We start from the raw sequence: 24,475 nt of genomic DNA on the forward strand, positions 1-24,475 counted from the left end.
CGGGGAGTGAATAAGTGTAAGCCACTCATGGCAAAAAAAAACCGCCGGGTAAACCGGCGGCATGATGATAAGGCAATCTGTTGGCACGCTGTGCCGGGGAAAACAGGGTAAATAAGCCAGGATATCAATCCATTAGCCCGTTTCCGCAGCGCGCGCCCGCTGAGCCATAAACCGTTATTAATAAAAATCTGCGGAGACTTTTTCAGCCTGCGCCAGCCATACCGGCTGTTCGCTGGTTTTCGCCCACACGCGGTGCAGCCAGCTGTAAAAACGGGCGCGATCTTTCCAGAACAGCATTACCGGCAGCGCCAGCACGCCAGCCGCCACGGCGAAAGCGCGACGCGCAAAGATGATATGAGCAGGATAAGTTTTGTACAACGCCATAATTTCTCTCCCCTTTGTCAGGCCGGCAAGCAAAGCCGGTAAAGTTAATCTGTTTCTCTGCTTAAAATAGTACCGCTTTGGCTGTAATTTTACTACTCATCCGACCACTAAAAAGCACGTATTTAGCCTTTATTTACATTCACCCGGTAACTTAGTTACAAAAAAGTTAAATTAATACTAACCATTAGTTAAATTGTGGTCTTGGCGATTTTTATATTTTTTTTACACCCCCGCCGCTGATTTTTGCGAAATCTTTGCGCCCGACTGCCTATTCTCCTCGTAAATCAAAAAGACACCCGGAGGTGGATTGTGAGTGCAGGCGTAATCGCTGGCGTAGCGCTGGTGTTCCTGTTGCTGGTTTATCTGGTTTATGCCCTGATACACGCGGAGGCATTCTGATGGCCGCTCAAGGATTTTTACTCATCGCGAGCTTTATTCTGCTGCTGATGATCCTGGCTCGTCCGCTGGGCACGGCGCTGGCGACGATGATCAATGATGCCCCGCTACCGGGCCTGGCCGGCATCGAACGCGGTTTATGGCGGGCGGCGGGCATTCGTTCGCAGGAGATGAACTGGTATCAATATTTATTCGCTATTCTGCTGTTTAACGCGCTGGGTCTGCTGGTCCTGTTCACGCTGCTGATGTTCCAGGGCTCGCTGCCGCTCAATCCGCAGCACCTGCCCGGCCTGTCGTGGGATCTGGCGCTGAATACGGCGGTGAGCTTTGTCAGCAACACCAACTGGCAGGCCTATGCCGGTGAAACCACCATGAGTAGCCTTAGCCAGATGGCCGGGCTGGCGGTGCAAAACTTCCTCTCCGCCGCCACCGGCATCGCGGTGATCTTTGCCCTTACCCGCGCCTATGCCCGGCAGAAAGTCAGCACCCTTGGCAACGCCTGGGTCGATCTGACCCGCATCACCCTCTGGCTGCTGCTGCCCATTTCGCTGCTCATCGCGCTGTTCTTTATTCAGCAGGGCGTGCCGCAGAGTTTTTCCCCGAATCAGGGCGTTACCTCGCTTGAAGGGGTGCGCCAGATGCTGCCGATGGGGCCGGTGGCTTCACAGGAAGCGATCAAAATGCTGGGTACTAACGGCGGCGGCTTCTTTAACGCCAACTCAGCGCATCCGTTTGAAAACCCAACCGCGCTGACCAACCTGGTGCAGATGCTGGCGATCTTTCTCATCCCGGCGGCGCTGTGCTTCGCTTTCGGCGAGGTGGTGGGCGATCGCCGTCAGGGACGGGCCATTCTATGGGCGATGACGCTCATCTTCATCGTCTGCGTGGCGGTAGTGATGTGGGCGGAAACCCGCGGTAACCCGCATCTGCTGAGCCTTGGCGCCGACAGCAGTATCAATATGGAAGGCAAAGAGAGCCGGTTCGGTATTCTCGCCAGCAGCCTGTTTGCCGTGGTCACCACCGCCGCGTCCTGCGGGGCGGTCAACGCCATGCACGACTCCTTTACCGCGCTGGGCGGAATGGTTCCCATGTGGCTGATGCAGATAGGCGAAGTGGTCTTCGGCGGCGTCGGCTCGGGTCTGTACGGCATGCTGCTGTTCGTGATGCTGGCGGTATTTATCGCCGGGCTGATGATTGGCCGCACCCCGGAGTACCTCGGGAAGAAAATTGACGTCCGCGAAATGAAAATGATTGCGCTGGCGATCCTCGTGACCCCGACGCTGGTGCTCCTCGGCACGGCGCTGGCGATGATGACCGAAGCCGGTCGCGCGGGCATGTTCAACCCCGGGCCGCACGGCTTCAGCGAAGTGCTGTACGCCGTCACCTCGGCGGCCAACAACAACGGCAGCGCCTTTGGCGGCCTCAGCGCGGCGACGCCGTTCTGGAACCTGCTGCTGGCGTTCTGCATGCTGGTTGGCCGCTTCGCGGTCATTATCCCGGTGATGGCGATTGCCGGTTCGCTGGTAACGAAGAAAATTCAGCCCGCCGGCAGCGGCACGCTCGCCACCCATGACGCGCTGTTTATCGGCCTGCTGATCGGCACCGTGCTGTTGGTTGGCGCCCTGACCTTTATTCCCGCGCTGGCGCTCGGCCCGCTGGCGGAACACTTTTCCTTACTTTAAGCGATTGCGGAGCAACCTGTTATGAGTCGCAAATCATTAGCCCTGCTGGAGCCGACGCTGGTGCGTCAGGCCCTGCTGGACGCCGTGAAAAAACTGAGCCCTGCCGTACAGTGGCGTAACCCGGTGATGTTTATCGTCTGGATTGGCAGTCTGCTCACCACCCTGCTGGCTCTTGCCATGGCAAGCGGGCAGATCGCCGGCAGCGCCGGATTTACCGCTGCCGTGAGTCTCTGGCTGTGGTTCACCGTCCTGTTCGCCAACTTCGCCGAAGCGATGGCGGAAGGCCGCAGTAAAGCGCAGGCTAACAGCCTCAAAGGGGTCAAAAAGACCGCCTTTGCCCGTAAGCTGCGCGCGCCGCAGCACGATGCGCAAATTGACCACGTCCCCGCCGAAGAGCTGCGTAAAGGCGACGTGGTGCTGGTCGAGGCGGGGGATATTATTCCCTGCGATGGCGAAGTTATCGAAGGCGGCGCGTCGGTGGATGAGAGCGCCATTACGGGTGAATCCGCGCCGGTTATCCGCGAGTCCGGCGGCGACTTCGCCTCGGTGACCGGCGGGACGCGTATTCTCTCCGACTGGCTGGTGATCCGCTGCAGCGTCAACCCCGGCGAAACCTTCCTTGACCGGATGATCGCCATGGTTGAAGGCGCCCAGCGCCGCAAGACGCCGAACGAAATCGCGCTGACTATCCTGCTTATCGCCCTGACCCTGGTATTCCTGCTGGCCACCGCCACCATCTGGCCCTTCTCCGCCTGGAGCGGTAACGCGGTCAGCGTCACGGTGCTGGTGGCGCTGCTGGTGTGCCTGATCCCCACCACTATCGGCGGCCTGCTGTCGGCCATCGGCGTCGCCGGGATGAGCCGCATGCTCGGCGCGAACGTGATCGCCACCAGCGGCCGCGCGGTTGAAGCGGCGGGCGACGTCGACGTCCTGCTGCTGGACAAAACCGGCACCATTACCCTTGGCAACCGCCAGGCTTCGGCATTCCTGCCTGCGCAGGGCGTGGAAGAGAAAACCCTTGCCGATGCCGCCCAGCTGTCGTCGCTGGCCGACGAAACGCCGGAAGGCCGCAGCATCGTGGTGCTGGCAAAACAGCGCTTTAATCTGCGCGAGCGCGATCTGCAATCGCTGCATGCCACCTTCGTGCCGTTTACCGCCCAGACCCGGATGAGCGGCATCAACATCGACCAGCGGATGATCCGCAAAGGTTCCGTGGATGCCATTCGCCGCCACGTTGAGGCCAACGGCGGCCACTTCCCGGCCGACATTGATAAACAGGTTGAAGACGTGGCGCGTCTTGGCGCCACGCCGCTGGTGGTCGCCGAAGGCGAACGCGTGTTGGGGATTATCTCGCTGAAAGATATCGTCAAAGGCGGCATCAAAGAGCGTTTTGCCCAGCTGCGTAAAATGGGGATTAAGACGGTGATGATCACCGGCGATAACCGCCTGACCGCCGCCGCTATCGCCGCGGAAGCGGGCGTGGACGACTTTCTCGCCGAAGCGACGCCGGAGGCCAAGCTGGCGTTGATCCGCCAGTATCAAGCGGAAGGACGGCTGGTGGCGATGACCGGCGACGGTACCAACGACGCCCCGGCGCTGGCGCAGGCCGACGTGGCGGTCGCGATGAACTCCGGTACCCAGGCGGCGAAAGAGGCGGGCAATATGGTGGATCTCGACTCTAACCCCACCAAACTGATCGAGGTCGTACATATCGGTAAACAGATGCTGATGACCCGCGGTTCGTTAACCACTTTCAGTATTGCCAACGACGTGGCGAAGTACTTTGCCATCATTCCGGCCGCCTTTGCCGCCGTCTATCCGCCGCTGGCGATGCTTAACGTGATGCATCTGCACTCGCCTTCTTCAGCGATCCTGAGCGCGGTGATTTTTAATGCGCTGATTATCATCTTCCTGATCCCGCTAGCGCTGAAGGGCGTGAGCTATAAGCCGCTGACGGCCTCGGCGATGCTGCGCCGCAACCTGTGGGTCTACGGCCTGGGCGGACTGCTGGTGCCCTTTATCGGTATCAAAGCGATCGACCTGTTATTGACCCTGACCGGGCTGCTGTGAGGAAAAAACCATGTCATTCATTCGTCCTGCTGTTGTGCTGTTTATTCTGTTAACGCTGCTCACCGGCGGCGTCTATCCGCTGTTAACCACCGCGCTGGGACAGTGGTGGTTCCCGCAGCAGGCCAACGGCTCGCTGGTGCGAATTGACGGGGAAGTGCGCGGTTCCCGCCTTATCGGGCAGAACTTTACCGCGCCGGGCTATTTCCAGGGCCGCCCTTCCGCGACGGCGGAGATGCCGGATAACCCGCTGGCGTCCGGCGGCAGCAACCTCGCCGCCAGCAATCCGGCGCTGGACAAAGCCATCAGCGAACGGGTGCAGGCCCTGCGCGCCGCCAATCCGGACGCCAGCGCAACGGTTCCGGTGGAGCTGGTGACCGCCTCGGCGAGCGGACTGGATTACAGTCTGACGCCTGCCGCCGCTCTGTGGCAGGCGCCGCGCGTCGCCAAAGCGCGCCAGCTTAGCGTGGAGCAGGTCACGCAGCTTGTGAACGAGGCAACGCAAAAACCGTTGCTCAGTTTTCTCGGCCAACCTGTGGTAAATATACTGCAGCTGAATATGTCGCTGGATGCCCTGAAGGATAAGTAAAAATGAGTGACGAGCCGCTGCGTCCGGACCCTGACCGCCTGCTGCAACACGCCGCCGCCCCGCATCGCGGTAGGCTAAAGATATTTTTTGGCGCCTGCGCCGGGGTCGGTAAAACCTGGGCGATGCTGGCGGAAGCGCAGCGGCTGCGCGCCCAGGGGCTGGATATTCTGATTGGCGTGGCGGAAACCCACGGACGCAAAGAGACGGCGGCAATGCTTGAGGGGCTCAGTACCCTGCCCCAGCGCCGCCTTTCCCACCGCGGGCGCTACGTAAAGGAGTTTGACCTTGACGGCGCGCTGGCCCGTCGCCCGGCGCTGATTCTGGTCGATGAGCTGGCGCACAGCAACGCGCCCGGCTCGCGTCATCCTAAACGCTGGCAGGACGTCGAAGAGCTGCTGGAAGCCGGCATTGACGTATTTACCACCGTTAACGTCCAGCACCTCGAGAGCCTGAACGATGTCGTCAGCGGCATCACCGGCGTGCAGGTTCGCGAAACCGTCCCGGATCCGTTTTTCGACGCCGCCGACGATGTGGTACTGGTGGACCTGCCCCCCGACGATCTGCGTCAGCGGCTCAATGAGGGAAAAGTCTATATCGGCGGCCAGGCCGAGCGGGCCATCGAGAACTTCTTTCGCAAGGGCAACCTCATCGCCCTGCGCGAGCTGGCGCTGCGCCGTACCGCCGATCGGGTCGATGAGCAGATGCGCGCCTGGCGCGACCGTCAGGGCCAGGAAAAAGTCTGGCATACCCGCGACGCCATTTTGCTGTGCATCGGCCATAACACCGGCAGCGAAAAGCTGGTCCGCGCCGCCGCCCGGCTGGCGGCCCGGCTGGGGAGCGTCTGGCATGCGGTGTATGTTGAAACCCCCTCTCTGCACCGCCTGCCGGAGGCGAAACGGCGGGCGATTCTCGCCGCGCTCAGGCTGGCGCAGGAGCTGGGCGCGGAAACCGCCACCCTCGCCGATCCTTCGGAAGAGAAGGCCGTCCTCCACTACGCCCGCGAACATAATCTCGGCAAGATAGTGATTGGCCGCCAGCAGAAAAGGCGCTGGTGGGATCGCAGCGGCTTCGCCGATCGCCTGGCCCGTCACGCGCCGGATCTCGACCTGGTGGTGATCGCGCTGGATGAAAAGGCCGCCTCCCTGCCGGCGCGCGCCAGCGATAGCCGGACGGCGATGGAAAAATGGCGTTTACAGCTCCAGGGGTGCGTCGTCGCCATCGCCCTGTGCGCGGTTATTACCGTCGTCGCCATGCAGTGGCTGATGGCCTTTGAGGCCGCCAACCTGGTGATGCTGTACCTGCTCGGCGTGGTGATTATCGCCCTTCTGTACGGCCGCTGGCCGTCGGTACTGGCGACGGTGATTAACGTGGTCAGCTTCGACCTGTTTTTTGTCGCGCCGCGCGGCACGCTGGCGGTTTCTGACGTGCAGTATCTGCTGACCTTTGGCGTGATGTTGACCGTCGGGCTGCTTATCGGCAACCTCACCGCCGGCGTACGCTACCAGGCGCGGGTGGCGCGCTATCGTGAACAGCGCACCCGGCATCTGTACGAAATGTCAAAAGCGCTGGCGGTGGGCCGCAGTCGTGAAGATATTGCCGCCACCAGCGAGCGGTTTATCGCCTCAACGTTTCAGGCGCGCAGCCAGCTGCTGCTGCCCGATGAAACATTAAGACTCACGCCGCTGACAAAGCCCGCGGCGGCAATCACCTGGGATGACGCGATTGCCCGCTGGAGCTTTGATAAAGGACAACCCGCCGGTGCGGGCACCGATACGCTTCCCGGAGTGCCCTACCAGATCCTGCCGCTGAAAAGCGCCGCCCGCACCTGGGGACTGCTGGTCGTGGAGCCGGCCAACCTGCGCCAGCTGATGATCCCTGAACAGCAGCGCCTGCTGGAAACCTTCACCCTGCTGGTCGCCAGCGCTCTGGAACGGCTGGCGCTCACCGCCAGCGAAGAGCAGGCCCGGCTGAACAGCGAACGGGAAAGCCTGCGCAACTCGCTGCTGGCGGCGCTGTCCCACGATCTACGGACTCCGCTTACGGTGCTATTTGGCCAGGCGGAGATCCTGACGCTCGATCTCGCCAGCGAAGGATCGAAGCACGCCCCGCAGGCCAACGAGATACGCCAGCACGTGCTCAATACCACCCGCCTGGTGAATAATCTGCTGGATATGGCGCGGATCCAGTCCGGCGGCTTTAATTTGCATAAAGAGTGGCTAACCCTGGAAGAGGTCGTCGGCAGCGCGCTGCGTATGCTGGAGCCGGGGCTCGGCGGGCGGCATATTCAGCTTGCGCTGCCGGACCCGCTACTGCTGGTTCACGTCGACGGTCCGCTTTTTGAGCGGGTACTGATTAATCTTCTGGAAAATGCGGTGAAATACGCGGGAGCACAGGCGCAAATCGGCATTACCGCGGACGTCGATCCGCACACTTTAGTGCTTGAGGTATGGGATAACGGACCGGGTATCCCCACCGGGCAAGAACAGGCTATCTTTGATAAATTCGCTCGCGGCAATAAAGAGTCGGCGATCCCCGGCGTCGGGCTGGGGCTGGCCATTTGCCAGGCGATCGTTGAGGTGCACGGCGGGACCATTAGCGCCGCGACGCGCCCGCAGGGCGGCGCCTGCTTCCGTGTTACACTGCCGAGGGAAACGCCCCCTGAACTGGAAGAGTTAGCCGAGGAAATGTGATTAACGTTCTGATCGTTGAAGACGAAAATGCTATCCGCCGCTTTCTGCGCACCGCGCTGGAAGCCGACGGCATGCGCGTATTTGAAGCGGAGACCCTGCAGCGCGGGCTGATCGAAGCCGCGACCCGCAAGCCGGATTTAACCATTCTCGATCTTGGACTACCCGATGGTGACGGCAACGCGTTTATTCGCGAGGTTCGCCAGTGGAGCCAGATGCCGATTATCGTGCTATCGGCACGCACCGAGGAGCAGGACAAAATCGCCGCGCTTGACGCCGGTGCCGATGACTATCTCAGTAAACCCTTTGGTATTGGCGAGCTGCAGGCGCGGCTGAGGGTGGCGATGCGCCGCCATGCCGGCGCCCAGGCCGACGAACCGCAGGTGCGTTTTGCCGATATTGACGTTGATATCCCCGCCCGCCGCATCGTACGCGGCGATCAGGAGATCCACCTGACGCCGATTGAATTTCGCCTGCTGGCGGTACTGCTCAATAATCCCGGCAAGGTGCTGACCCAGCGGCAACTGCTCAATCAGGTCTGGGGGCCGAATGCGGTGGAGCACAGCCACTATCTGCGCATTTATATGGGGCACCTGCGGCAAAAGCTGGAGGCCGATCCGGCGCGTCCGCAGCATTTGCTGACCGAAACGGGGATCGGCTATCGGTTTATGCCCTAGCCGTTGTCCCCGGCTCGCGCTTCGCTTAGCCGGGCTACGGGTCCGCCATCGTCTGCCAGGCGGTAGCCCGGACAGGCGCGTCCAGCGCCGCCTCCGGGAAATGTGCCAGGCCTCATAAATCAACGCTGTTTCATCCCGGTGGCGCTACGCTGACCGGGCTACGGGTTCACCGTCGACTGCGGGCCGGTAGCCCGGATAAGGCGTTTACGCCGCAATCCGGGGAAGGCAGGCGATTATTGTCCGTAGTAGGCCCCTGCCCCGTGTTTACGCAAATAGTGTTTATCCAGCAGCGTCGCAGAGACCGGCTGTTCGTCAATGCTCAGCTGACGGGTCCACATATTCATATAGGCAATCTCCTCCAGCACCACCGCATTATGCACCGCGTTCGCCGGATCTTTTCCCCATGCAAACGGGCCGTGGCCGTGGACCAGCGCGGCGGGCACGCTGAGCGGATCGGTATGCTGCGCGCCCAGCGTTTCAATAATCACGTGACCGGTATTGGTTTCATAATCACCGCGGATTTCATCATCGCTGAGCGGGCGGGTACAGGGGATCGGCCCATAAAAATAGTCGGCGTGGGTGGTGCCCATCGCCAGCAGCGGCCTGCCCGACTGCGCCCAAATCGTCGCGTGGCGCGAATGGGTATGCACAATTCCGCCCACGCCGCTAAACGCCTTATACAGCTCCAGATGGGTAGGCGTATCCGACGAGGGCTTATAGCGCCCCTCCACCACCCTGCCGGTCGCCAGCTCCACCACCACCATATCCTCGGCCGTCATCACGGCGTATTCCACGCCGGAGGGTTTGATCACCACCAGTCCGGCGTCGCGATCGATGCCGCTGACGTTGCCCCAGGTAAAGGTCACAAGATGAAATTTCGGCAGCGCCAGATTGGCGTCAAGAACCGCCTGCTTGAGGTTATCCAACATACTTCACTCCTGAATTCACAATGCCTTCATACTGAGGCGGGCGAAACGCCTGCTGGTATTTATCCGTTAGCCACGCTTTAGCGTCGGCGATTCTCTCGCTGTCCAGCCCGTCATTTTTGGCCCACATCTCAATCAGCCAGGCGCCGCGATAGTTCAGCGCCGAGAGCGTACGAAATATCTCGGTAAAATCGACGCAGCCGGTCCCGAATGGCACATCGCGGAACTGCCCCAGCGAAGCGTGGGAAACGGGCTGGGTATCCTTCAAATGAATGGCGGTGATTTTATGAATGCCCTTCCTCAACTCTTCGGGAACGTCGTTTTGCCAGGCGCTTAAGTTGCCAACGTCCGGGTAGACGCAAAACCACGGGCTGCAAACCTTCCGTTCGAGATCCAGCCAGCGGGAGATATTGCTCATAAAGGCGGTATCCATAATCTCCATCGACAGCATCACCTGCGCTTTCGCCGCTTCGGCCACCGCCCAGTTGATGCCCTCGATAAAGTATTCCCGGGTCTGCGCCGAAGAGGATTCGTAATAGACGTCATAGCCTGCCAGCTGGATGTTGCGAATGCCGACGTGGCTGGCAAAATCCAGCGCATCAAGCATCAGTTCCCGCGCCTTGAGCCGGGTATCGCGATTGACGCTACCAAAGGGATGGCTGCGGTGCGCGGAGAGGCACATGCTCGGCACATCAATGCCGCTGTTAATTTTGTCGGCCACGAACGCCAGCCGCTGCCCCCGGTTCCAGCGCAGCCTGGCCTGGCGCTCGGGGCTTTCGTCAACGGAGATTTCAATAAAATCAAACGCCAGGCCCGCCGCCATTTCAAAGCGTTTCGGCCAGTCCAGCGCCGCGGGGAGCGCTTTTTCGTAGATGCCAAGTCTGGGTTTCATTGCGCCGCTCCCATCGCCCTGGAGAGGCTTTGCGCGACCGCTAAGTAACGGGCGTAGCCTTCACGCAGCTGCTGATGCCGATTGCTGTCGGGTTGATAGCAGACCACCTCGGGCTGCGTGGCGGCAATCGCTTCGCTGAAGTTAGCGTAGGCGCCGCTGCCGGCCGCGGCGCACAGCGCGGCGGCTCGACAGCCGGCCTGTTCGATATCCACCACTTCCAGCGGAAGATTGGCCGCATCGGCGTACATCTGCGTCCAGCCTCTCGACTGGCTCGGCCCGCCGGTAAAGCGAATTTTTTGAATATCCCGATTGAGTTCAATAATGCGGTCCTGATGCACCAGGTGAGAAAAAACGATGCCGCGATAGATGGCCGCAATAATATCCTTTTTCGTATGATGCCCCGCGAGGCCCACCAGCGCGCCGGGCAGATCCATCGCCAGATTGGAACCGAACAAATAGGGTAAAAAAATGAGGTTGCTGTCGGTATCTTGCGCAATCCAGCTTTCGAAATGGTCGTAGCAGCGGTCATCGTCAGGGAAAAACTGCTTCACAAACCAGGAGAGATTGCTCGCCGAAGTGGGGCTGCCCTCGTGAACGAAGTATTTACCCGGAATGCAGTATTTCCCCCAGATGTAGGGAAAGTCGCTGGCAATAATGCTATCCGTCACCGAGGTGGCGATACTCCAGGTGCCGGCCACCGCGCTCAGGGTATCCGCCCGGTCAATCCCCGAGGAGACGGCGGAGGCCACCACGTCGAAAAAGCCGCCGAAAACCGGCGTCCCCGGGCACAAACCGCAATCCAGCGAGGCCTGCAGGGTAATGTGGCCCACGCAGTCCGTCGAGTTCACCACCGGCGCGGTTTTATCCGCCACTTCCTCAATGCCAAACAGCGCCATCATGTCGCGGTCATAGCGGGAGGTAAACTGGTTATAAAAATTGCTGCCGGAAATATTAGTGATCTCCGCCGTCGCCTCGCCGGTCAGGCGGAAACGTACGTAGTCGTGCACCATTAAAACGGCGTCGATCCTGTCGTAATTGGCCGGTTCATGCGCTTTCAGCCACGCCAGTAGCGACACCGGATGTCCGGTCCACAGCTGCTGCAATCCTTTTGGGTATGCCAGCTTGTCTATACCTTCGCGATACCATTTTTTGACAAACGCCAGCGCCCGGGTATCGGATGAGATAATCCCGTTGCGCACCGGCTCGCCTTTTTTGTCAATCGCGTAGAGCCCTTTGCCGTGCGAGGAGAAACCGATCCCGCCGATGCTTAACGGCGGCACCTGGCTTTCATACAGCGCTTTTTTTATGACGCTGCAAACGGTATCCCATAGCTCATGCATGTTCCGCTCGGTAAAGCCCGGCTGTTCGGATAATACCTGCGCATATTGCGACGCCACGTGAATCTCTTGCCCTAACTCATTATATATACCGGCTTTGGTGACCGTACCACCGATATCAACTCCGATAAAATTCATATCCCTTCGCCTCATATTTAAAATAAGTTAACGTCTGGCTGAGCTAATAAAGGTGGCGCCCCAAATAATAAGCCCTTTCACCACGTACTGAACGTAAGGAGAGATCCCCAGAAGGTTTAAACCATTATTCAGTACGCCGAGCATCATGGCGCCAATCAGGGTGCCGATAATCATTCCGCGGCCGCCGGCAATGGATGCCCCGCCGAGCACCACGGCGGCAATGGCATCCAGTTCAAATCCGACGCCGGCATTCGGCTGGCCGCTCATCACCCGCGAGGTGAAAATAAGACCGGCAAAACTGGCGGTAAAACCGCTGATCACGTAAACCAGCAATTTATAATATTTCACCCGCAGGCCGCTCAGGCGCGCCGCTTCTTCATTACCGCCGAGGGAATAAACATAGCGACCAAACGGCATATGATTCAGGACGATATAAAAGATGAGATATAAAACCACCATCAGAATAATAGGCACCTGAATACCGAACAGATATTCACGGCCCCAAAAAGCGAATGAATCCGGTAAGCCGGAGATGGGGTAGCCGCCGGTATAGATCAGCGCCAGCCCCTTCGCAATAATCATTGCCCCGAGGGTCACGATAATCGGCGGCATTTTACCGTAGGCGGTTAAAAAGCCGTTCAGCGCGCCAAAGGCGACGCCGGAACACAGGCCGATAAGAATCGCTAACCACGGATCTAAACCATAGTACTTCATTAATCCCGCCATCAGGGTACCGGCCAGGGCCATGACCGCGCCGACGGAGAGGTCGATTCCGCCGGTTAGAATGGCAAAGGTCATCCCGATGGCAATGATGGCATTAATCGAGACCTGACGGGCGACGGTCGATAAGTTATCGACCGTTAAAAAGTAGTCATTAAAAATAGCCATACAGGAGAACAGGAGTACCAGACCAACAAACGGCAGGAACGCGGGCATTTTTAATAAACCATGGAGCATCTTTTTATTTTTATCAGGAGATGCGGCGGGCGCTAATGACACGTTTTCATTACTCATTTAATACTCCCTAAATAATATTACCGGCAGCGTGCAGCATAATCACAGTGGAATTGATTTGGTCGTTCTCGAGTTCGGCAACGATATTACCGTCGCGAAAAACCATTACCCGGTCGCTAACGCCAATCACCTCTGGTAGCTCAGATGAAATCATAATTATTGAAATACCCTGGGCGGTGAGGTCGCGCATAATCTGATAGATTTCTGATTTCGCTCCGACATCAATACCGCGAGTCGGTTCGTCAAAAATAAGAATATTGACATCATGATTTAACCAACGGGAAATAACGACTTTCTGCTGGTTACCGCCGCTCAACGAGCCCACCGCGGTCCCGGCATCCGGCGTTTTCACGCCAACGTGATTAATTAAACGCTCGGCGGTCAGGCGCTCTTCGTTATCGCGGATAAGCGAGAACTGGCAGGCGTGTTTGTTAAGCCAGATATTATCTTTGACCGAAAAAGGCAGCACCAGCCCCTGCGTTTTGCGGCTTTCCGGCAACAGACCAATGCCCAGACGCAGAGCCCGGTCGGTGGATTTTATCGTCACCTCTTTTCCGGCCAGGCGGACGCGCTTTTTGAAGCATTTATCCGCGCCGGTCAGGGCCAGGATCGCTTCGGAACGCCCCGACCCCACCAGCCCGGCGAGGCCCAGGATCTCCCCTTTGCGCAGCGTCAGTCGATTGAGCTGGCTACTCTCGGTAAGCTGAATTTCGGCCTCCAGCAGTATCTCATCATGCGCCAGCGTCCGCCGCTCGGGATAGATATTCTCCACCTCACGGCCGACCATCATCTGGATCATCTCGGCGATATCGATATTGTCGACCTTTGCCGACCCGATATATTTGCCGTCGCGGAGAATGCTCAGGCTGTCGCAGATCTCATATATCTCCTCAAGATGGTGTGAGATAAAGAACATCCCGACGCCTTTGGCCTTTAAATCGCGCATCACGCGGAAAAGATGCTCCGCCTCGCTCGGGGTTAAGGTCGCGGTGGGCTCATCCAGAATGAGAATTCGCGCATCCAGCGACAGCGCTTTGGCAATTTCCACGAACTGCTGTTCGGCGACGCTGAGATGGCAAATTTGCTCATCGGGATCGAGGGTCACGCCAAGATCTTTAAAAATGCGTAACGCCTCGCGGCGCATCGCTTTACGATCTAGCAGGCCAAAACGATTTACCTTTTCGCGATTAAGGAAAATATTCTCATAAGCGTTCAGATAGGGAATAAGAGAAAACTCCTGAAAGATAATCCCTACGCCGCAGGCAATCGCGTCACGATAGTTATGAAAATGCTGCTGCTTACCGTCAATAAAAATATTACCGGCGTCAGGTTGATATATCCCGCAAAGGATTTTCATTAACGTCGATTTACCCGCGCCGTTTTCACCTAATAAAGCATGCACCTCCCCTCGGCCAAGGGTGATATTGACATTATCCAGCGCCTTGACCCCGGGGAAGCTTTTACTGACGTTTTTGACTTCCAGTAAGCTGGGCATAAACATCGCTCCATAATGGCTCGATAAAATAGCGAGTCATACTTTAATAAGAATCCGGCACGGCTCACCTGAATAAGCGAGAGCCGCTGTGGCGTAATAATGCGATTACCAGTGGAAATCTTTGGCGTTGGTTTTATCGATAAGCTTCACATCTACAGGGATCTCTTTAGGAATATTCGCCCCCCAATGTTTGGCCAGGGCAATACCTAAACCAATACGCAGCTGATCGCGCGGGAACTGAGCGGCGGTGGCAATAAACGGCGTATTACCTTTAGCAATTTCAGCGACCGCTTCCGGAGAACCATCAACGCTCACCAGCTTCACATCGCGCCCTGATGCCTGAATCGCCGCCAGAGCGCCGAGTGAGCCAACATCATTCACGCTAAAAATACCGTTGAGCGTCGGGTTGGACTGCAGCATATTTTCCGTCACGCTCATGGAGGTATCGCGCTCTTGTTTACCATTCAGTTTGGTAATCACTTTAATATTAGGATGCTTTTTCATCGCATCTTCAAAGCCGCGCACGCGCTCCAGAATAGGTACCACCGGAATCCCGTCGAGAATCGCTACGTTGCCTTTATCACCCAGCGCTTTGGCTAAGTGTTCCCCGGCAATAAAGCCCGCATCATAGTTTTTTGAGCCGACAAAAGAATCTATCGGGCCATTAGCCTGAGCATCTATCGCCACCACCACCACGCCGGCTTTTTTAGCGGCCAGCACGGCGGTTTCCGCACCGACGCTATCAGCCGGGTTAATCAGCAAAATATCTATTTTCTTTTGCAGCATATCCTCAACGTCGCTAATCTGCTTGGAGACATCATGCGCCGCATCCGCGGTATAGACGGTGGCGTTAATATCTTTTGCCGACTGCTCAAGCGACTCTTTCATGGTGACGAAATATTCGTTATTCAATTCCTGGAACGACATACCGATAGTCAAAGGTTTGGCATTAACGCAGGCAACCATGCTCATCGCAAGAAGTCCTGAGAGTATTGCTTTAGTCTTAAATTTTACAGGCATTCACTATCTCCTTATTGAGTAATGCGCTGAGAAATAAAATTTATTTATCAGCGTTTTCATGGTGCGGATGCTGCCTGATATACTGAGCAATAAATACGCCGCTGGCAGATAGCCAGAAGCCACCGATATTGTTCTCAGTTATCCCCATGATTGAAATCCAGTATTTAATGAACAGCCATCAGCGGTCATTTGCGTAATAATTAAAAATGGCGAACTTAACTAGTTAAAAAATTTATGGCTTAATGACGACCTTAATCGAATCGAGCGATTTAGCCATCTCAAAAGCGGCTTTCCACTCATCAATAGAATAGAAATGCGTCACCACGCCTTTGGCGGTCAGCAGACCGCGCGCAAAGAGATCGATGGCGATTTCATAGCTGTAAGGCCCCAGATGCGCGCCGCGGATATCCAGCTCTTTACGGTCGCCAATAATCGACCAGTCGGCGGTCGTTTCTTTACCAAACACGCTGAACTCAACGAAGCGTCCCAGCTTACGAATCATCTCCAGACCCTGGGTCACGCCGATAGGGGCGCCCGTCGCTTCGATATACACATCGCAGCCGTAGCCATCGGTCATGGATTTTACGATAGCGATGGCGTCCTCTTGCGCCGCATTGATGACCACGTCGGCGCCAAACGCTTTCGCCAGCGCCAGGCGGTCGTCCATCGTGTCGATGACCACCAGTTTCTTCGGCGTTTTCAGATGAGCGACCTGCACCATACACAGCCCCAGCGGCCCGGCGCCGGCGATAACAACCACATCATCCAGTTCGATATCACCGCGGCGTACCGTGTGGATTGCGCAGGCCATAGGTTCGATCAGCGCGGCATCTTCTTCACTTAATGATTCAGGAATTTTGTGAATAATTGCCCGTTCGGAAAAACGCATATATTCAGCCATACCGCCATCGGCGACATCCTTCTGGAAACCGTAAATATCATGGGTTTCGCACATCCAGTATTTGCCGGTTTTACAGAAACGGCACTCATGGCAGGGGACAATCTGTTCAGCCAGGATGCGATCGCCAATTTTTAATTGATATTTTTCAGCGGAGCCCGGGCCTAATTCGGCAACCCGACCGTAAAACTCATGGCCGGGCACCACCGGCGTTTTCACCCACGGATTATCGCCCCAGAACATCGGCGCGCCGTCCTGGGCCTTGCAGTCGCCGGCGCAGATTCCACACCCGTCAACCTTAATGACCACTTCCTTTTCTTTGGCGACCGGGCGGGGAATTTTCTCAAAGCGATAATCCTGGGGACCATGGCAGACAACCGCTTTCATATCTTCAGGTAATTGTTCCATCGTAAACCTCTTTTTCGGATAAATAATGAAGAGGGATGGTATTGCTGGCGCAATACCCCTCCATCGGGCACAAGGGCTATTCAATAATAATGCCGGTAGAATATCTGGCAGAGCGGCTATTTAGTCTCGACAATATGTACCTGGTGCTGGCGATAGGTATCAGCTGGTAATTCGTTAGTGATCAACACATCAATATCCGCCAGATCGCATATTTTATAGAGTGAATAACGTTCAAACTTACTGCTATCGACCATCAGGATTTTTTGATCGGCAACTTTCAGCATCTCCTGCTTCAGCCGGACGTTGACTTCATTGCTGTCTTTTATTTCCATCCCGGCGTCGAGACCCTGGCAAGAAAAAAACAGCTTATTGACCTTAAAGTTGTTGATAATGAACTCGGCGACCGGACCGTGAAAATCACCGTGGCGCTCAGAATATTCACCCCCAACGCTGACTATTCTTATTTTCTTACGACAGGCTAAGGTTTGAATAATATTCAAAGAATTGGTAATCACGGTCAGCTCGATGTCAGGCAGCTGGCGCGCTAAAAACCAGCAGGAGCTGCTATTATCCATGATAATGCACTCATGCTCATGAATAAACTGCAGCGCGCCTTTAGCAATACGCATCTTACGTTCCGGCTGCTCTTTGGTGCGCTTAATAAAGGCCTCGGCTTTATCGACAAAGTTCCCGTGATTTGTCGGCGTATCGGCAGCTAAAAATGATGCATTATTTTCAGAAATCATTGCACCGCCAAAGCTACGAACTATTTTTTTATTTCTCGCCAGCGCGGTTAAATCCCGGCGAATGGTTTCTGGAGATACACCGAATATCTGTGAGAGCTCATTAACTCTGGCGCATCCTTTTTCTACGACATATTCCACAATTAATGAATGACGTTTAACTTGTAACATAGACGTTCTCAAGAAAGCATTCAGGATTTAATGACATAAATATAACAAAATCGTCCATATCAGTAAGTGACATAAATCATACAAAATCAAAACAAGTTTTTAGCTTTTTTTAGTTTGAAGTTGATCATATATATCAGGCAACTTTCATTTTGGATGGAATAAATTTGTGATTAAAATCGCAGAATTAGCCGTGATTGTTCGTTTGCTTTAGCCGTATATTCGCTAAAACGGGCAAACCCGGTCAAAGCAATAATACCCGTTTATGCCCGATTCAGTCAGCGTAATACCCGCCAGGCCTGTGCCGTCTGGATAACACATAACGTTAAACCTTGCAGCATCGCCATAATGTCACGACTTTTGCCGCCTCTGAGACCAGCAGCAGAGCAATAAAGAAGGCCGCGCTTTTCAACGCCACCGCCTGCGCCAGCCAGGCCACCAGCGAAAGCGACGGGAGCATAAAGGCCAGACGCAGCGGCGTCTGCGCATAGGCCAGCCACGGCGCATAGCGGCTCTGGCGCCAGAAGAGAACCATCGACGCGGGAATGCTGATAGTCAGAATAAAATGAAGGGTAAACAGCCAGGCGGCCGCGGAGCCCCAGGTTTGCAGCAGCGGTAAAAATGAGAGGATATCGTCGTAAAGCGGTACTCGCCGGTGGTAGATGTTCCAGCCAATAAACTGCAAGAGATAAAAGAGATCCATCCCACCCCAAAACCAAAAAACGTTTTTTCGTTCCAGATTCATCGCTATCCCTGCGAAAAAAAACAGGCCCTGAAAAGGGCCTGTTTATCGTGCGGTCAATTACGCGTTTTTCAACACTTCGCTGACAATCTCTACCGCTTCTTTCTCAATCTGCTGACGATGTTCAGCGCCGAGGAAGCTTTCGCAGTAGATTTTATAGGCATCTTCGGTACCTGACGGACGCGCGGCGAACCAGCCGTTGTCGGTCATCACCTTCAGACCGCCAATCGCCGCCCCGTTGCCCGGCGCCGCGGTCAGACGCGCGGTAATCGGATCGCCTGCCAGGGTGCTGGCGCTCACCATTTCCGGAGAGAGCTTAGACAGCGCCGCTTTCTCGGCAGACGTCGCGGAAGCCTGCAGACGGTTGTAGCTTGGCGCGCCGAAGCGCTCTGCCAGCTCGTCGTAGTGCTGCTGCGGGTTTTTGCCAGTGACTGCGGTGATTTCCGCCGCCAGCAGGCACATGATGATGCCGTCTTTGTCGGTAGACCACGGCGTGCCGTCAAAGCGCAGGAACGACGCCCCCGCGCTCTCTTCGCCGCCGAAGCCGAAGCTGCCGTCGAACAGGCCGTCAACGAACCACTTAAAGCCAACCGGCACTTCCACCAGTTTGCGCCCCAGATCGTTGACTACGCGGTCAATCATCGCCGAGGAGACCAGGGTTTTACCGACAGCCACATCTTTGCCCCACTGCGGGCGATGCTGGAACAGGTAGTTAATCGCCACCGCCAGGTAGTGGTTCGGGTTCATTAACCCGGCCGGCGTGACGATACCGTGACGATCGTAATCCGGGTCATTGGCGAAGGCCAGGTCAAACTTGTCGCGCAGCGCCAGCAGGCCCGCCATCGCGCACTCGGAGGAGCAGTCCATGCGGATTGCGCCGTCTTTATCGAGGTGCATAAAGCGGAAGGTCTGATCGACGTGGTCGTTAACGATGGTCAGGTTGAGATTGTAATGCTCAGCGATACGCTTCCAGTATTCGATACCGGAGCCGCCCAGCGGATCGACGCCCAGCGTCAGTCCGGCTTTCTGGATCGCCGCCATATCGACGATATCCGCCAGCCCTTCAATAAACGGCTGCACCAGATCCTGCTCTGTGACGTGGCCGGAGGCCAGCGCCGCATCAAGAGAAATACGCTTCACCCCCTGCAGACCGGCAGCCAGCAGTTCGTTGGCGCGATTCTCTACCACCTTAGTCACGTTGGTATCCGCCGGGCCGCCGTTAGGCGGGTTGTACTTGATACCACCGTCTTCCGGCGGGTTGTGGGACGGCGTGATAACAATACCGTCAGCCAGCGGGCCGCCCTTCTTGTTGTGCACCAGAATCGCATTGGAAATCGCCGGCGTCGGGGTGAAGCCGTTGTTTTCCTGAACGATGACGTCAACGCCGTTCGCCGCCAGCACTTCCAGTACGGAAATGAAAGCCGGTTCGGAGAGTGCGTGAGTGTCCTTACCAACATAGCATGGGCCGGTGATCCCGTTCTTCGCGCGATCTTCAGCAATTGCCTGAGCAATCGCCAGAATATGCTGCTCGTTGAAGTTGTGGCGCGCCGCGCTGCCGCGGTGACCGGAGGTGCCAAACTTCACTGCATGTTCCGCGTTGCCAACTTCCGGCTTCAGCACATAGTACTGGGCAGTCAGTTGGGCGACGTTAATTAAATCACTCTGTTGCGCAGGTTGACCCGCGCGCTTATCGATTGCCATTGCCTGATCCTTCTGGTGCAAAGTTAACTAACTAGATCGTACCGCAAACCTTTTCGATCAATTCCGCAGGGAACTGCATTGACTGCATGATATGTTCGATCATGCTGCATTTGCGACCGGTATTGGTATTTGTAATGACCCACCACGGCGTCCCCGGTACCTGCTTAGGTTTCGTCTGATTACCGTTTTTCTGCAGCGTGCGTTCATCCTCAGCGAAATAAACGCGAGTGCGCCCGTGCAGGGACTCGGTCGCCTCGGCAAACGCTTTGCTGTCTATGGCGTAGAGGGTCGTCAGAACCAGCATGAAACGGTTTACCGCGCGCTTTTGTTCGGCGTACTCATCAGATAACAGCAGCTCACGCATAGCGCGAACTTTATCTTTCAGAGGATTGGCGGGTTTCACTTCAACGACAGGCGTTGGCGCAGGGGCCGGAGCGGCTTTCGCTACCGGTGCGACAGGCTGGGAAACGGCGGAAAACTTCAACATGCGCCGTAAAATGTCGGATGCGCTCTCGCCAATATGCTTGGTGTGGCTGGCAATATAGCTATAGAGTTCATCATCAACTTCAATTGTTTTCATCTTAATCCAGTGCGATATCTTTTTCTGAATACAAGTTGTCGGGATTATAGGGACAAATCCCAACCGCGGATAGCGTCAAACCAGGATGGCGGTAAAACTCGGATATCTTCCGGGTCTTGCAGCCGGATGGCAGAATGTCCAACATAATACCCTAACCCGACGGAGCGAAAAAAAGAACTTTGCCATGAAATTAAATAGCCGAGCGCAATCTGCACAGAATCCGCACAATAATCCCCCTATCGTCCTGGTCCACGGCCTTTTTGGCAGCCTGGATAATCTTGGGATCCTCGCCCGCGATCTGGTTCTCGATCGCGATATTATCCAGGTCGACATGCGAAACCACGGCCTTTCGCCGCGCTCGCCTGACATGACCTATCCCGCGATGGCCCAGGATCTGCTTGATATTCTCAATGAATCACAGATTGAGAAAGCCACCTTTATTGGTCACTCAATGGGCGGTAAAGCGGTGATGGCGCTGAGCGCGCTGGCCCCGGAGCGTATCGCGGGCCTGGTCGCCATTGATATCGCCCCGGTGGATTATCACGTCCGCCGCCATGATGAAATCTTCGCCGCCATCAATGCCGTCACCGACGCGGGGGCCGCTACGCGTCAGCAGGCGGCGACGGTCATGCGCCAGCACCTTAACGAAGAGGGCGTGATTCAGTTTCTGTTAAAATCTTTCGTGGACGGCCAGTGGCGGTTTAACGTACCGGTGCTGTGGGAGCAGTACGATAATATCGTCGGCTGGCAAACCGTTCCGCCCTGGCCGCATCCGGCGCTGTTTATCCCGGGCGGCAACTCCCCCTACGTCACCGATGCCTACCGCGAGACTTTATTAGCTCAGTTTCCCCAGGCGCGCGCGCACGTTATCGCCGGCGCCGGGCACTGGGTGCATGCAGAAAAACCGGAGGCCGTTATCCGCGCGATCCGTCGTTATTTGACCTCTATCGCCGCGTAACTGCCTAAAATATACTCGACCGCGCGGCTTAATGCCCGCGGCCGTTGGCGCAGCCCGTCGCCTGATGTATTATGGCGCGCTGTCTGCGTCGGCTATGCCCGATAGCTTGTTTCCCCCGAAGTCACTCTGAATCATGGCAAAAGAACAAACGGACCGTACGACATTAGATTTGTTCGCAACTGAGCGTCGGCCGGGTAGACCGAAAACGAATCCGCTTTCGCGCGATGAACAGCTGCGCATCAACAAACGCAATCAGCTTAAACGCGATAAGAGTCGCGGTCTGAAGCGCGTGGAGCTAAAGCTCAATGCCGATGCTGTCGATGCGCTTAATGAGCTGGCCGAAGCCCGTAACATGAACCGCAGCGATCTCATCGAAGAGATGCTGATGAACCAGCTGGCAGCCCTGCGCGGCCAGGATAAAGCCTAAAACCCTCAAAAAATAAGCTTTCGTGTAGCAGAGTGTGCAGTTGGGCGTGATTGCTGTTTCCGCGCCCTTCTCAGTTCTGCTATCATTGCCCCTATCTGCGGGCATTACGCCACTACCACATCATTAAGTTTCAAGAGGTTATTTTACTCATGGCAATCATCGGCATCTTTTTTGGCAGCGACACCGGCAACACCGAAAATATTGCAAAAATGATCCAAAAGCAGCTTGGTAAAGACGTTACTGATGTTCACGACATTGCCAAAAGCAGCAAAGAGGATCTGGAAGCTCACGATATCCTGCTGCTCGGCATTCCCACCTGGTACTACGGCGAAGCCCAGTGCGACTGGGACGATTTCTTCCCGACGCTGGAAGAGATCGATTTCAATGGCAAACTGGTGGCTCTGTTTGGCTGTGGCGATCAGGAAGACTATGCTGAATACTTCTGTGATGCGCTGGGGACCATTCGCGATATCATCGAACCGCGCGGCGCAACTATCGTTGGTCATTGGCCGACCGCCGGCTACCATTTTGAAGCCTCTAAAGGCCTGGCCGATGACGATCACTTTGTTGGCCTGGCCATTGACGAAGACCGTCAGCCTGAGCTGACTAACGAACGCGTGGAAAAATGGGTAAAACAGATTTCTGAAGAGCTGCACCTCGAAGAAATCAAGAATGCCTGAGTCTGAACGGCGTAATCATCAGGTTTCGCCGAATTAATAGATAAAAGCAATCAAAGTTATAGCTACAAGTTTTTAACTTTTAATCACATATCTGTACAATGTCCTCTGATTTAACGGGGTCGCGTGAAGCACTTTGTAGCGAGTGCCTCGTTTTTGACAGCATACAAGGCCCGATGCTTGCAGTTTTCATTTCACCATGGCAGTTCTATAATGAGACGCATTACATCGGGTGATTCTCTGTATTACTTCCGCTGAAGGAAGTAGATCGTTTAGCAACAGGACAGATTCCGCATGACTGACAACAATACCGCATTAAAGAAAGCTGGCCTGAAAGTGACGCTTCCGAGATTAAAAATCCTGGAAGTGCTGCAAGGACCGGATAACCATCATGTCAGTGCGGAAGACTTATACAAACGCCTGATTGATATGGGTGAAGAGATTGGCCTGGCCACCGTCTACCGCGTACTGAACCAGTTCGACGACGCCGGCATCGTCACCCGTCATAATTTCGAAGGCGGTAAATCCGTTTTTGAACTGACGCAGCAGCATCATCACGATCACCTGATTTGCCTCGACTGCGGCAAAGTGATCGAATTTAGCGATGATTCCATTGAAGCGCGCCAGCGTGAAATTGCCGCAAGGCACGGTATTCGCCTGACTAACCACAGCCTGTACCTGTACGGCCACTGCGCAGAAGGCGACTGCCGCGAAGATGAACATGCCCACGACGCGGCAGAGAAATAATCACCGCATCGTATACCGCCAAAAGCCAACCTGAAGGTTGGCTTTTTTTTGCCCGGAATCTGCCGCCTCTTTCTCTCGCGCTGCAATACGTTTACTGTCAGTGCATCCTGACGTGTACGGAGAGTCGACATGGAGCTTCGCCAGCTACGCTATTTTGTGCGCATTATTGAAACCGGCAGTATGGGCCGCGCCGCGCTTGACCTGGATATCGGCGTCTCCGCGCTTAGCCAACAGATGGCGCGCCTGGAGAACGAACTCGCCATTCGCCTGCTGCAGCGGACGTCTCGCGGCGTCATGCCGACCAGCGCCGGCCTCGCCTTCTACTCCCAGGCGCAGCTCGCGCTGCGTCACGCCGATGATGCGGTTCTCGCCGCGCGCGAGGCGCGCCTTTCCGGCCACGTCAGCGTCGGTATGGCCCCCAGCACCGCCTCCGTTCTCGGGGTGCCTTTTATTCACGCGATGCGCGAAAACTATGCCGACGTCCGCCTGCATTTGGTCGAGAGCCTCTCCGGTAACCTGGAACGCATGATCAACACCCGCCAGCTTGACTTAGCTATCGTGTTCCAGAAGGAGAAGCTTGTGCGCTGGAGCGCCAGGCCCATCCTTGAAGAGCGTCTGTTTCTGATTGGCACCCATGACGTCCTGTCCCCCCTTCCCGAAGCGAGTATCTCGCCTGGCCAGCTGGCCGCTATCCCGCTGATTATGCCAAGCCTGGGGCATGGACTGCGCGGCAGGCTGGAGGCGATCTGCCAGGAGCATGCCCTGAGCGTCGATGTGGTGGCTGAAATCGACGGCCTGGCCCTGCTGATGCGCGCCGTCCGCGACGGGCTCGGCGCCACTTTGCAGCCGGGGGCGGCAATTTCCCATCTCGACAGCGAGTCCCTGAGAGTGATCGGCGTCGACAATCCGATACTTAGTCGACCTAATTTTCTCGTCAGCCTTTCCGATGATGAACTGACTCCGGCAGGCCTTGCGGCCCGCGTAATACTGGCGAAAGTCATGCGTCAGCTGGTTGAGTCAGGTCGCTGGCCCGGCGCCAGCCTTTACGCAAACTAAACCCCCCTTTAGCAATACGCCATAGCGTCCAGCCAACCGTAACGCATACATTTCCATTACAAATTT

23 protein-coding genes are annotated in these 24,475 nt (G+C 56.2%); 11 read left to right on the forward strand and 12 right to left on the reverse strand.

What is annotated here, in order from left to right; genetic code table 11:
- Positions 1-177 precede the first annotated feature (177 nt).
- Positions 178-384: a DUF2517 family protein gene (locus tag ABLU87_RS13330; protein ID WP_004848892.1), complete on the reverse strand. Its 207-nt coding sequence runs from the start codon at positions 382-384 to the stop codon at positions 178-180.
- Between the two features lie 309 nt (positions 385-693).
- Here ABLU87_RS13330 and kdpF point away from each other — a divergent pair, with 309 nt between their 5' ends.
- Genes kdpF through kdpE form a run of 6 tightly spaced genes read left to right on the forward strand, consistent with a single transcriptional unit; the run spans position 694 to position 8,482 of the window.
- On the forward strand, positions 694-783 hold the full coding sequence (gene kdpF, locus ABLU87_RS13335; protein WP_009651669.1) for a K(+)-transporting ATPase subunit F: 90 nt from the start codon (positions 694-696) through the stop codon (positions 781-783).
- A complete protein-coding gene (gene kdpA, locus ABLU87_RS13340; RefSeq protein WP_122117048.1) occupies positions 783-2,462 on the forward strand; it encodes a potassium-transporting ATPase subunit KdpA in 1,680 nt (559 codons plus the stop codon). The genes kdpF and kdpA overlap by 1 nt, the downstream gene beginning before the upstream one ends.
- A 21-nt stretch (positions 2,463-2,483) precedes the next feature.
- Positions 2,484-4,532: a potassium-transporting ATPase subunit KdpB gene (gene kdpB / locus ABLU87_RS13345; RefSeq protein WP_088168823.1), complete on the forward strand. Its 2,049-nt coding sequence runs from the start codon at positions 2,484-2,486 to the stop codon at positions 4,530-4,532.
- Positions 4,533-4,542: 10 nt separating this feature from the next.
- Positions 4,543-5,118, forward strand: coding sequence for a potassium-transporting ATPase subunit KdpC (gene kdpC, locus ABLU87_RS13350; protein ID WP_004848885.1), 576 nt, complete (start codon positions 4,543-4,545; stop codon positions 5,116-5,118).
- A gap of 2 nt (positions 5,119-5,120) precedes the next feature.
- A complete protein-coding gene (gene kdpD, locus ABLU87_RS13355) occupies positions 5,121-7,808 on the forward strand; it encodes a two-component system sensor histidine kinase KdpD (protein WP_042944637.1) in 2,688 nt (895 codons plus the stop codon).
- Positions 7,805-8,482 carry a two-component system response regulator KdpE gene (gene kdpE / locus ABLU87_RS13360; protein WP_014837830.1) on the forward strand — a complete coding sequence of 226 codons (678 nt, stop codon included), beginning with the start codon at positions 7,805-7,807 and terminating at the stop codon, positions 8,480-8,482. Before kdpD ends, kdpE begins: the two co-directional genes overlap by 4 nt.
- A 233-nt stretch (positions 8,483-8,715) precedes the next feature.
- Here kdpE and araD read toward each other — a convergent pair whose 3' ends face one another.
- The 11 genes from araD to seqA all read right to left on the reverse strand — a co-directional run bounded on the left by araD (position 8,716) and on the right by seqA (position 20,544).
- Entirely contained in the window at positions 8,716-9,411 is a 696-nt protein-coding gene (gene araD / locus ABLU87_RS13365; RefSeq protein ID WP_014228429.1) for an L-ribulose-5-phosphate 4-epimerase, read from the reverse strand.
- Positions 9,401-10,300, reverse strand: coding sequence for an L-ribulose-5-phosphate 3-epimerase (locus tag ABLU87_RS13370; protein WP_032694312.1), 900 nt, complete (start codon positions 10,298-10,300; stop codon positions 9,401-9,403). Before ABLU87_RS13370 ends, araD begins: the two co-directional genes overlap by 11 nt.
- Entirely contained in the window at positions 10,297-11,775 is a 1,479-nt protein-coding gene (locus ABLU87_RS13375; RefSeq protein WP_088168821.1) for an FGGY-family carbohydrate kinase, read from the reverse strand. The genes ABLU87_RS13370 and ABLU87_RS13375 overlap by 4 nt, the downstream gene beginning before the upstream one ends.
- A gap of 27 nt (positions 11,776-11,802) precedes the next feature.
- Positions 11,803-12,732, reverse strand: coding sequence for an ABC transporter permease (locus tag ABLU87_RS13380; RefSeq protein ID WP_046878552.1), 930 nt, complete (start codon positions 12,730-12,732; stop codon positions 11,803-11,805).
- A gap of 67 nt (positions 12,733-12,799) precedes the next feature.
- Positions 12,800-14,284 (reverse strand): sugar ABC transporter ATP-binding protein, encoded by a 1,485-nt coding sequence (locus ABLU87_RS13385; protein WP_122117052.1) that lies wholly within the window; start codon positions 14,282-14,284, stop codon positions 12,800-12,802.
- A gap of 105 nt (positions 14,285-14,389) precedes the next feature.
- Entirely contained in the window at positions 14,390-15,256 is an 867-nt protein-coding gene (locus ABLU87_RS13390) for an ABC transporter substrate-binding protein (RefSeq protein ID WP_014228426.1), read from the reverse strand.
- A 280-nt stretch (positions 15,257-15,536) separates the two neighbouring features.
- A complete protein-coding gene (locus ABLU87_RS13395; protein WP_004848867.1) occupies positions 15,537-16,610 on the reverse strand; it encodes an erythritol/L-threitol dehydrogenase in 1,074 nt (357 codons plus the stop codon).
- A gap of 116 nt (positions 16,611-16,726) precedes the next feature.
- Positions 16,727-17,524, reverse strand: coding sequence for a DeoR/GlpR family DNA-binding transcription regulator (locus ABLU87_RS13400; protein WP_122117049.1), 798 nt, complete (start codon positions 17,522-17,524; stop codon positions 16,727-16,729).
- 322 nt (positions 17,525-17,846) lie between these two features.
- The gene (locus ABLU87_RS13405; RefSeq protein ID WP_014228423.1) at positions 17,847-18,266 is read right to left on the reverse strand and encodes a hypothetical protein; all 420 of its coding nucleotides are present in this window, start codon (positions 18,264-18,266) and stop codon (positions 17,847-17,849) included.
- 57 nt (positions 18,267-18,323) lie between these two features.
- Positions 18,324-19,964 carry a phosphoglucomutase (alpha-D-glucose-1,6-bisphosphate-dependent) gene (gene pgm / locus ABLU87_RS13410; protein ID WP_032694314.1) on the reverse strand — a complete coding sequence of 547 codons (1,641 nt, stop codon included), beginning with the start codon at positions 19,962-19,964 and terminating at the stop codon, positions 18,324-18,326.
- A gap of 31 nt (positions 19,965-19,995) precedes the next feature.
- Positions 19,996-20,544, reverse strand: coding sequence for a replication initiation negative regulator SeqA (gene seqA, locus ABLU87_RS13415; RefSeq protein WP_014837822.1), 549 nt, complete (start codon positions 20,542-20,544; stop codon positions 19,996-19,998).
- A 184-nt stretch (positions 20,545-20,728) separates the two neighbouring features.
- Between seqA and ybfF the strand changes: the two genes are divergently transcribed.
- From ybfF to tcuR, 5 genes are all read left to right on the forward strand, one after another.
- Complete coding sequence (ybfF, locus tag ABLU87_RS13420; protein WP_014837821.1) at positions 20,729-21,502, forward strand: esterase; 774 nt, start codon at positions 20,729-20,731, stop codon at positions 21,500-21,502.
- Between the two features lie 133 nt (positions 21,503-21,635).
- Positions 21,636-21,929 (forward strand): LexA regulated protein, encoded by a 294-nt coding sequence (gene ybfE, locus ABLU87_RS13425; RefSeq protein ID WP_004848855.1) that lies wholly within the window; start codon positions 21,636-21,638, stop codon positions 21,927-21,929.
- Positions 21,930-22,078: 149 nt separating this feature from the next.
- On the forward strand, positions 22,079-22,609 hold the full coding sequence (fldA, locus tag ABLU87_RS13430; RefSeq protein ID WP_183129323.1) for a flavodoxin FldA: 531 nt from the start codon (positions 22,079-22,081) through the stop codon (positions 22,607-22,609).
- Between the two features lie 291 nt (positions 22,610-22,900).
- Entirely contained in the window at positions 22,901-23,353 is a 453-nt protein-coding gene (gene fur / locus ABLU87_RS13435; protein ID WP_004130476.1) for a ferric iron uptake transcriptional regulator, read from the forward strand.
- Between the two features lie 129 nt (positions 23,354-23,482).
- On the forward strand, positions 23,483-24,409 hold the full coding sequence (gene tcuR / locus ABLU87_RS13440; RefSeq protein WP_032694319.1) for a tricarballylate utilization LysR family transcriptional regulator TcuR: 927 nt from the start codon (positions 23,483-23,485) through the stop codon (positions 24,407-24,409).
- Positions 24,410-24,475 lie beyond the last annotated feature (66 nt).

Origin of the sequence: Klebsiella sp. CB_Kp196, assembly GCF_040061575.1 — a bacterium.
In the GTDB taxonomy this organism is placed as follows: Bacteria; Pseudomonadota; Gammaproteobacteria; order Enterobacterales; family Enterobacteriaceae; genus Klebsiella; species Klebsiella michiganensis.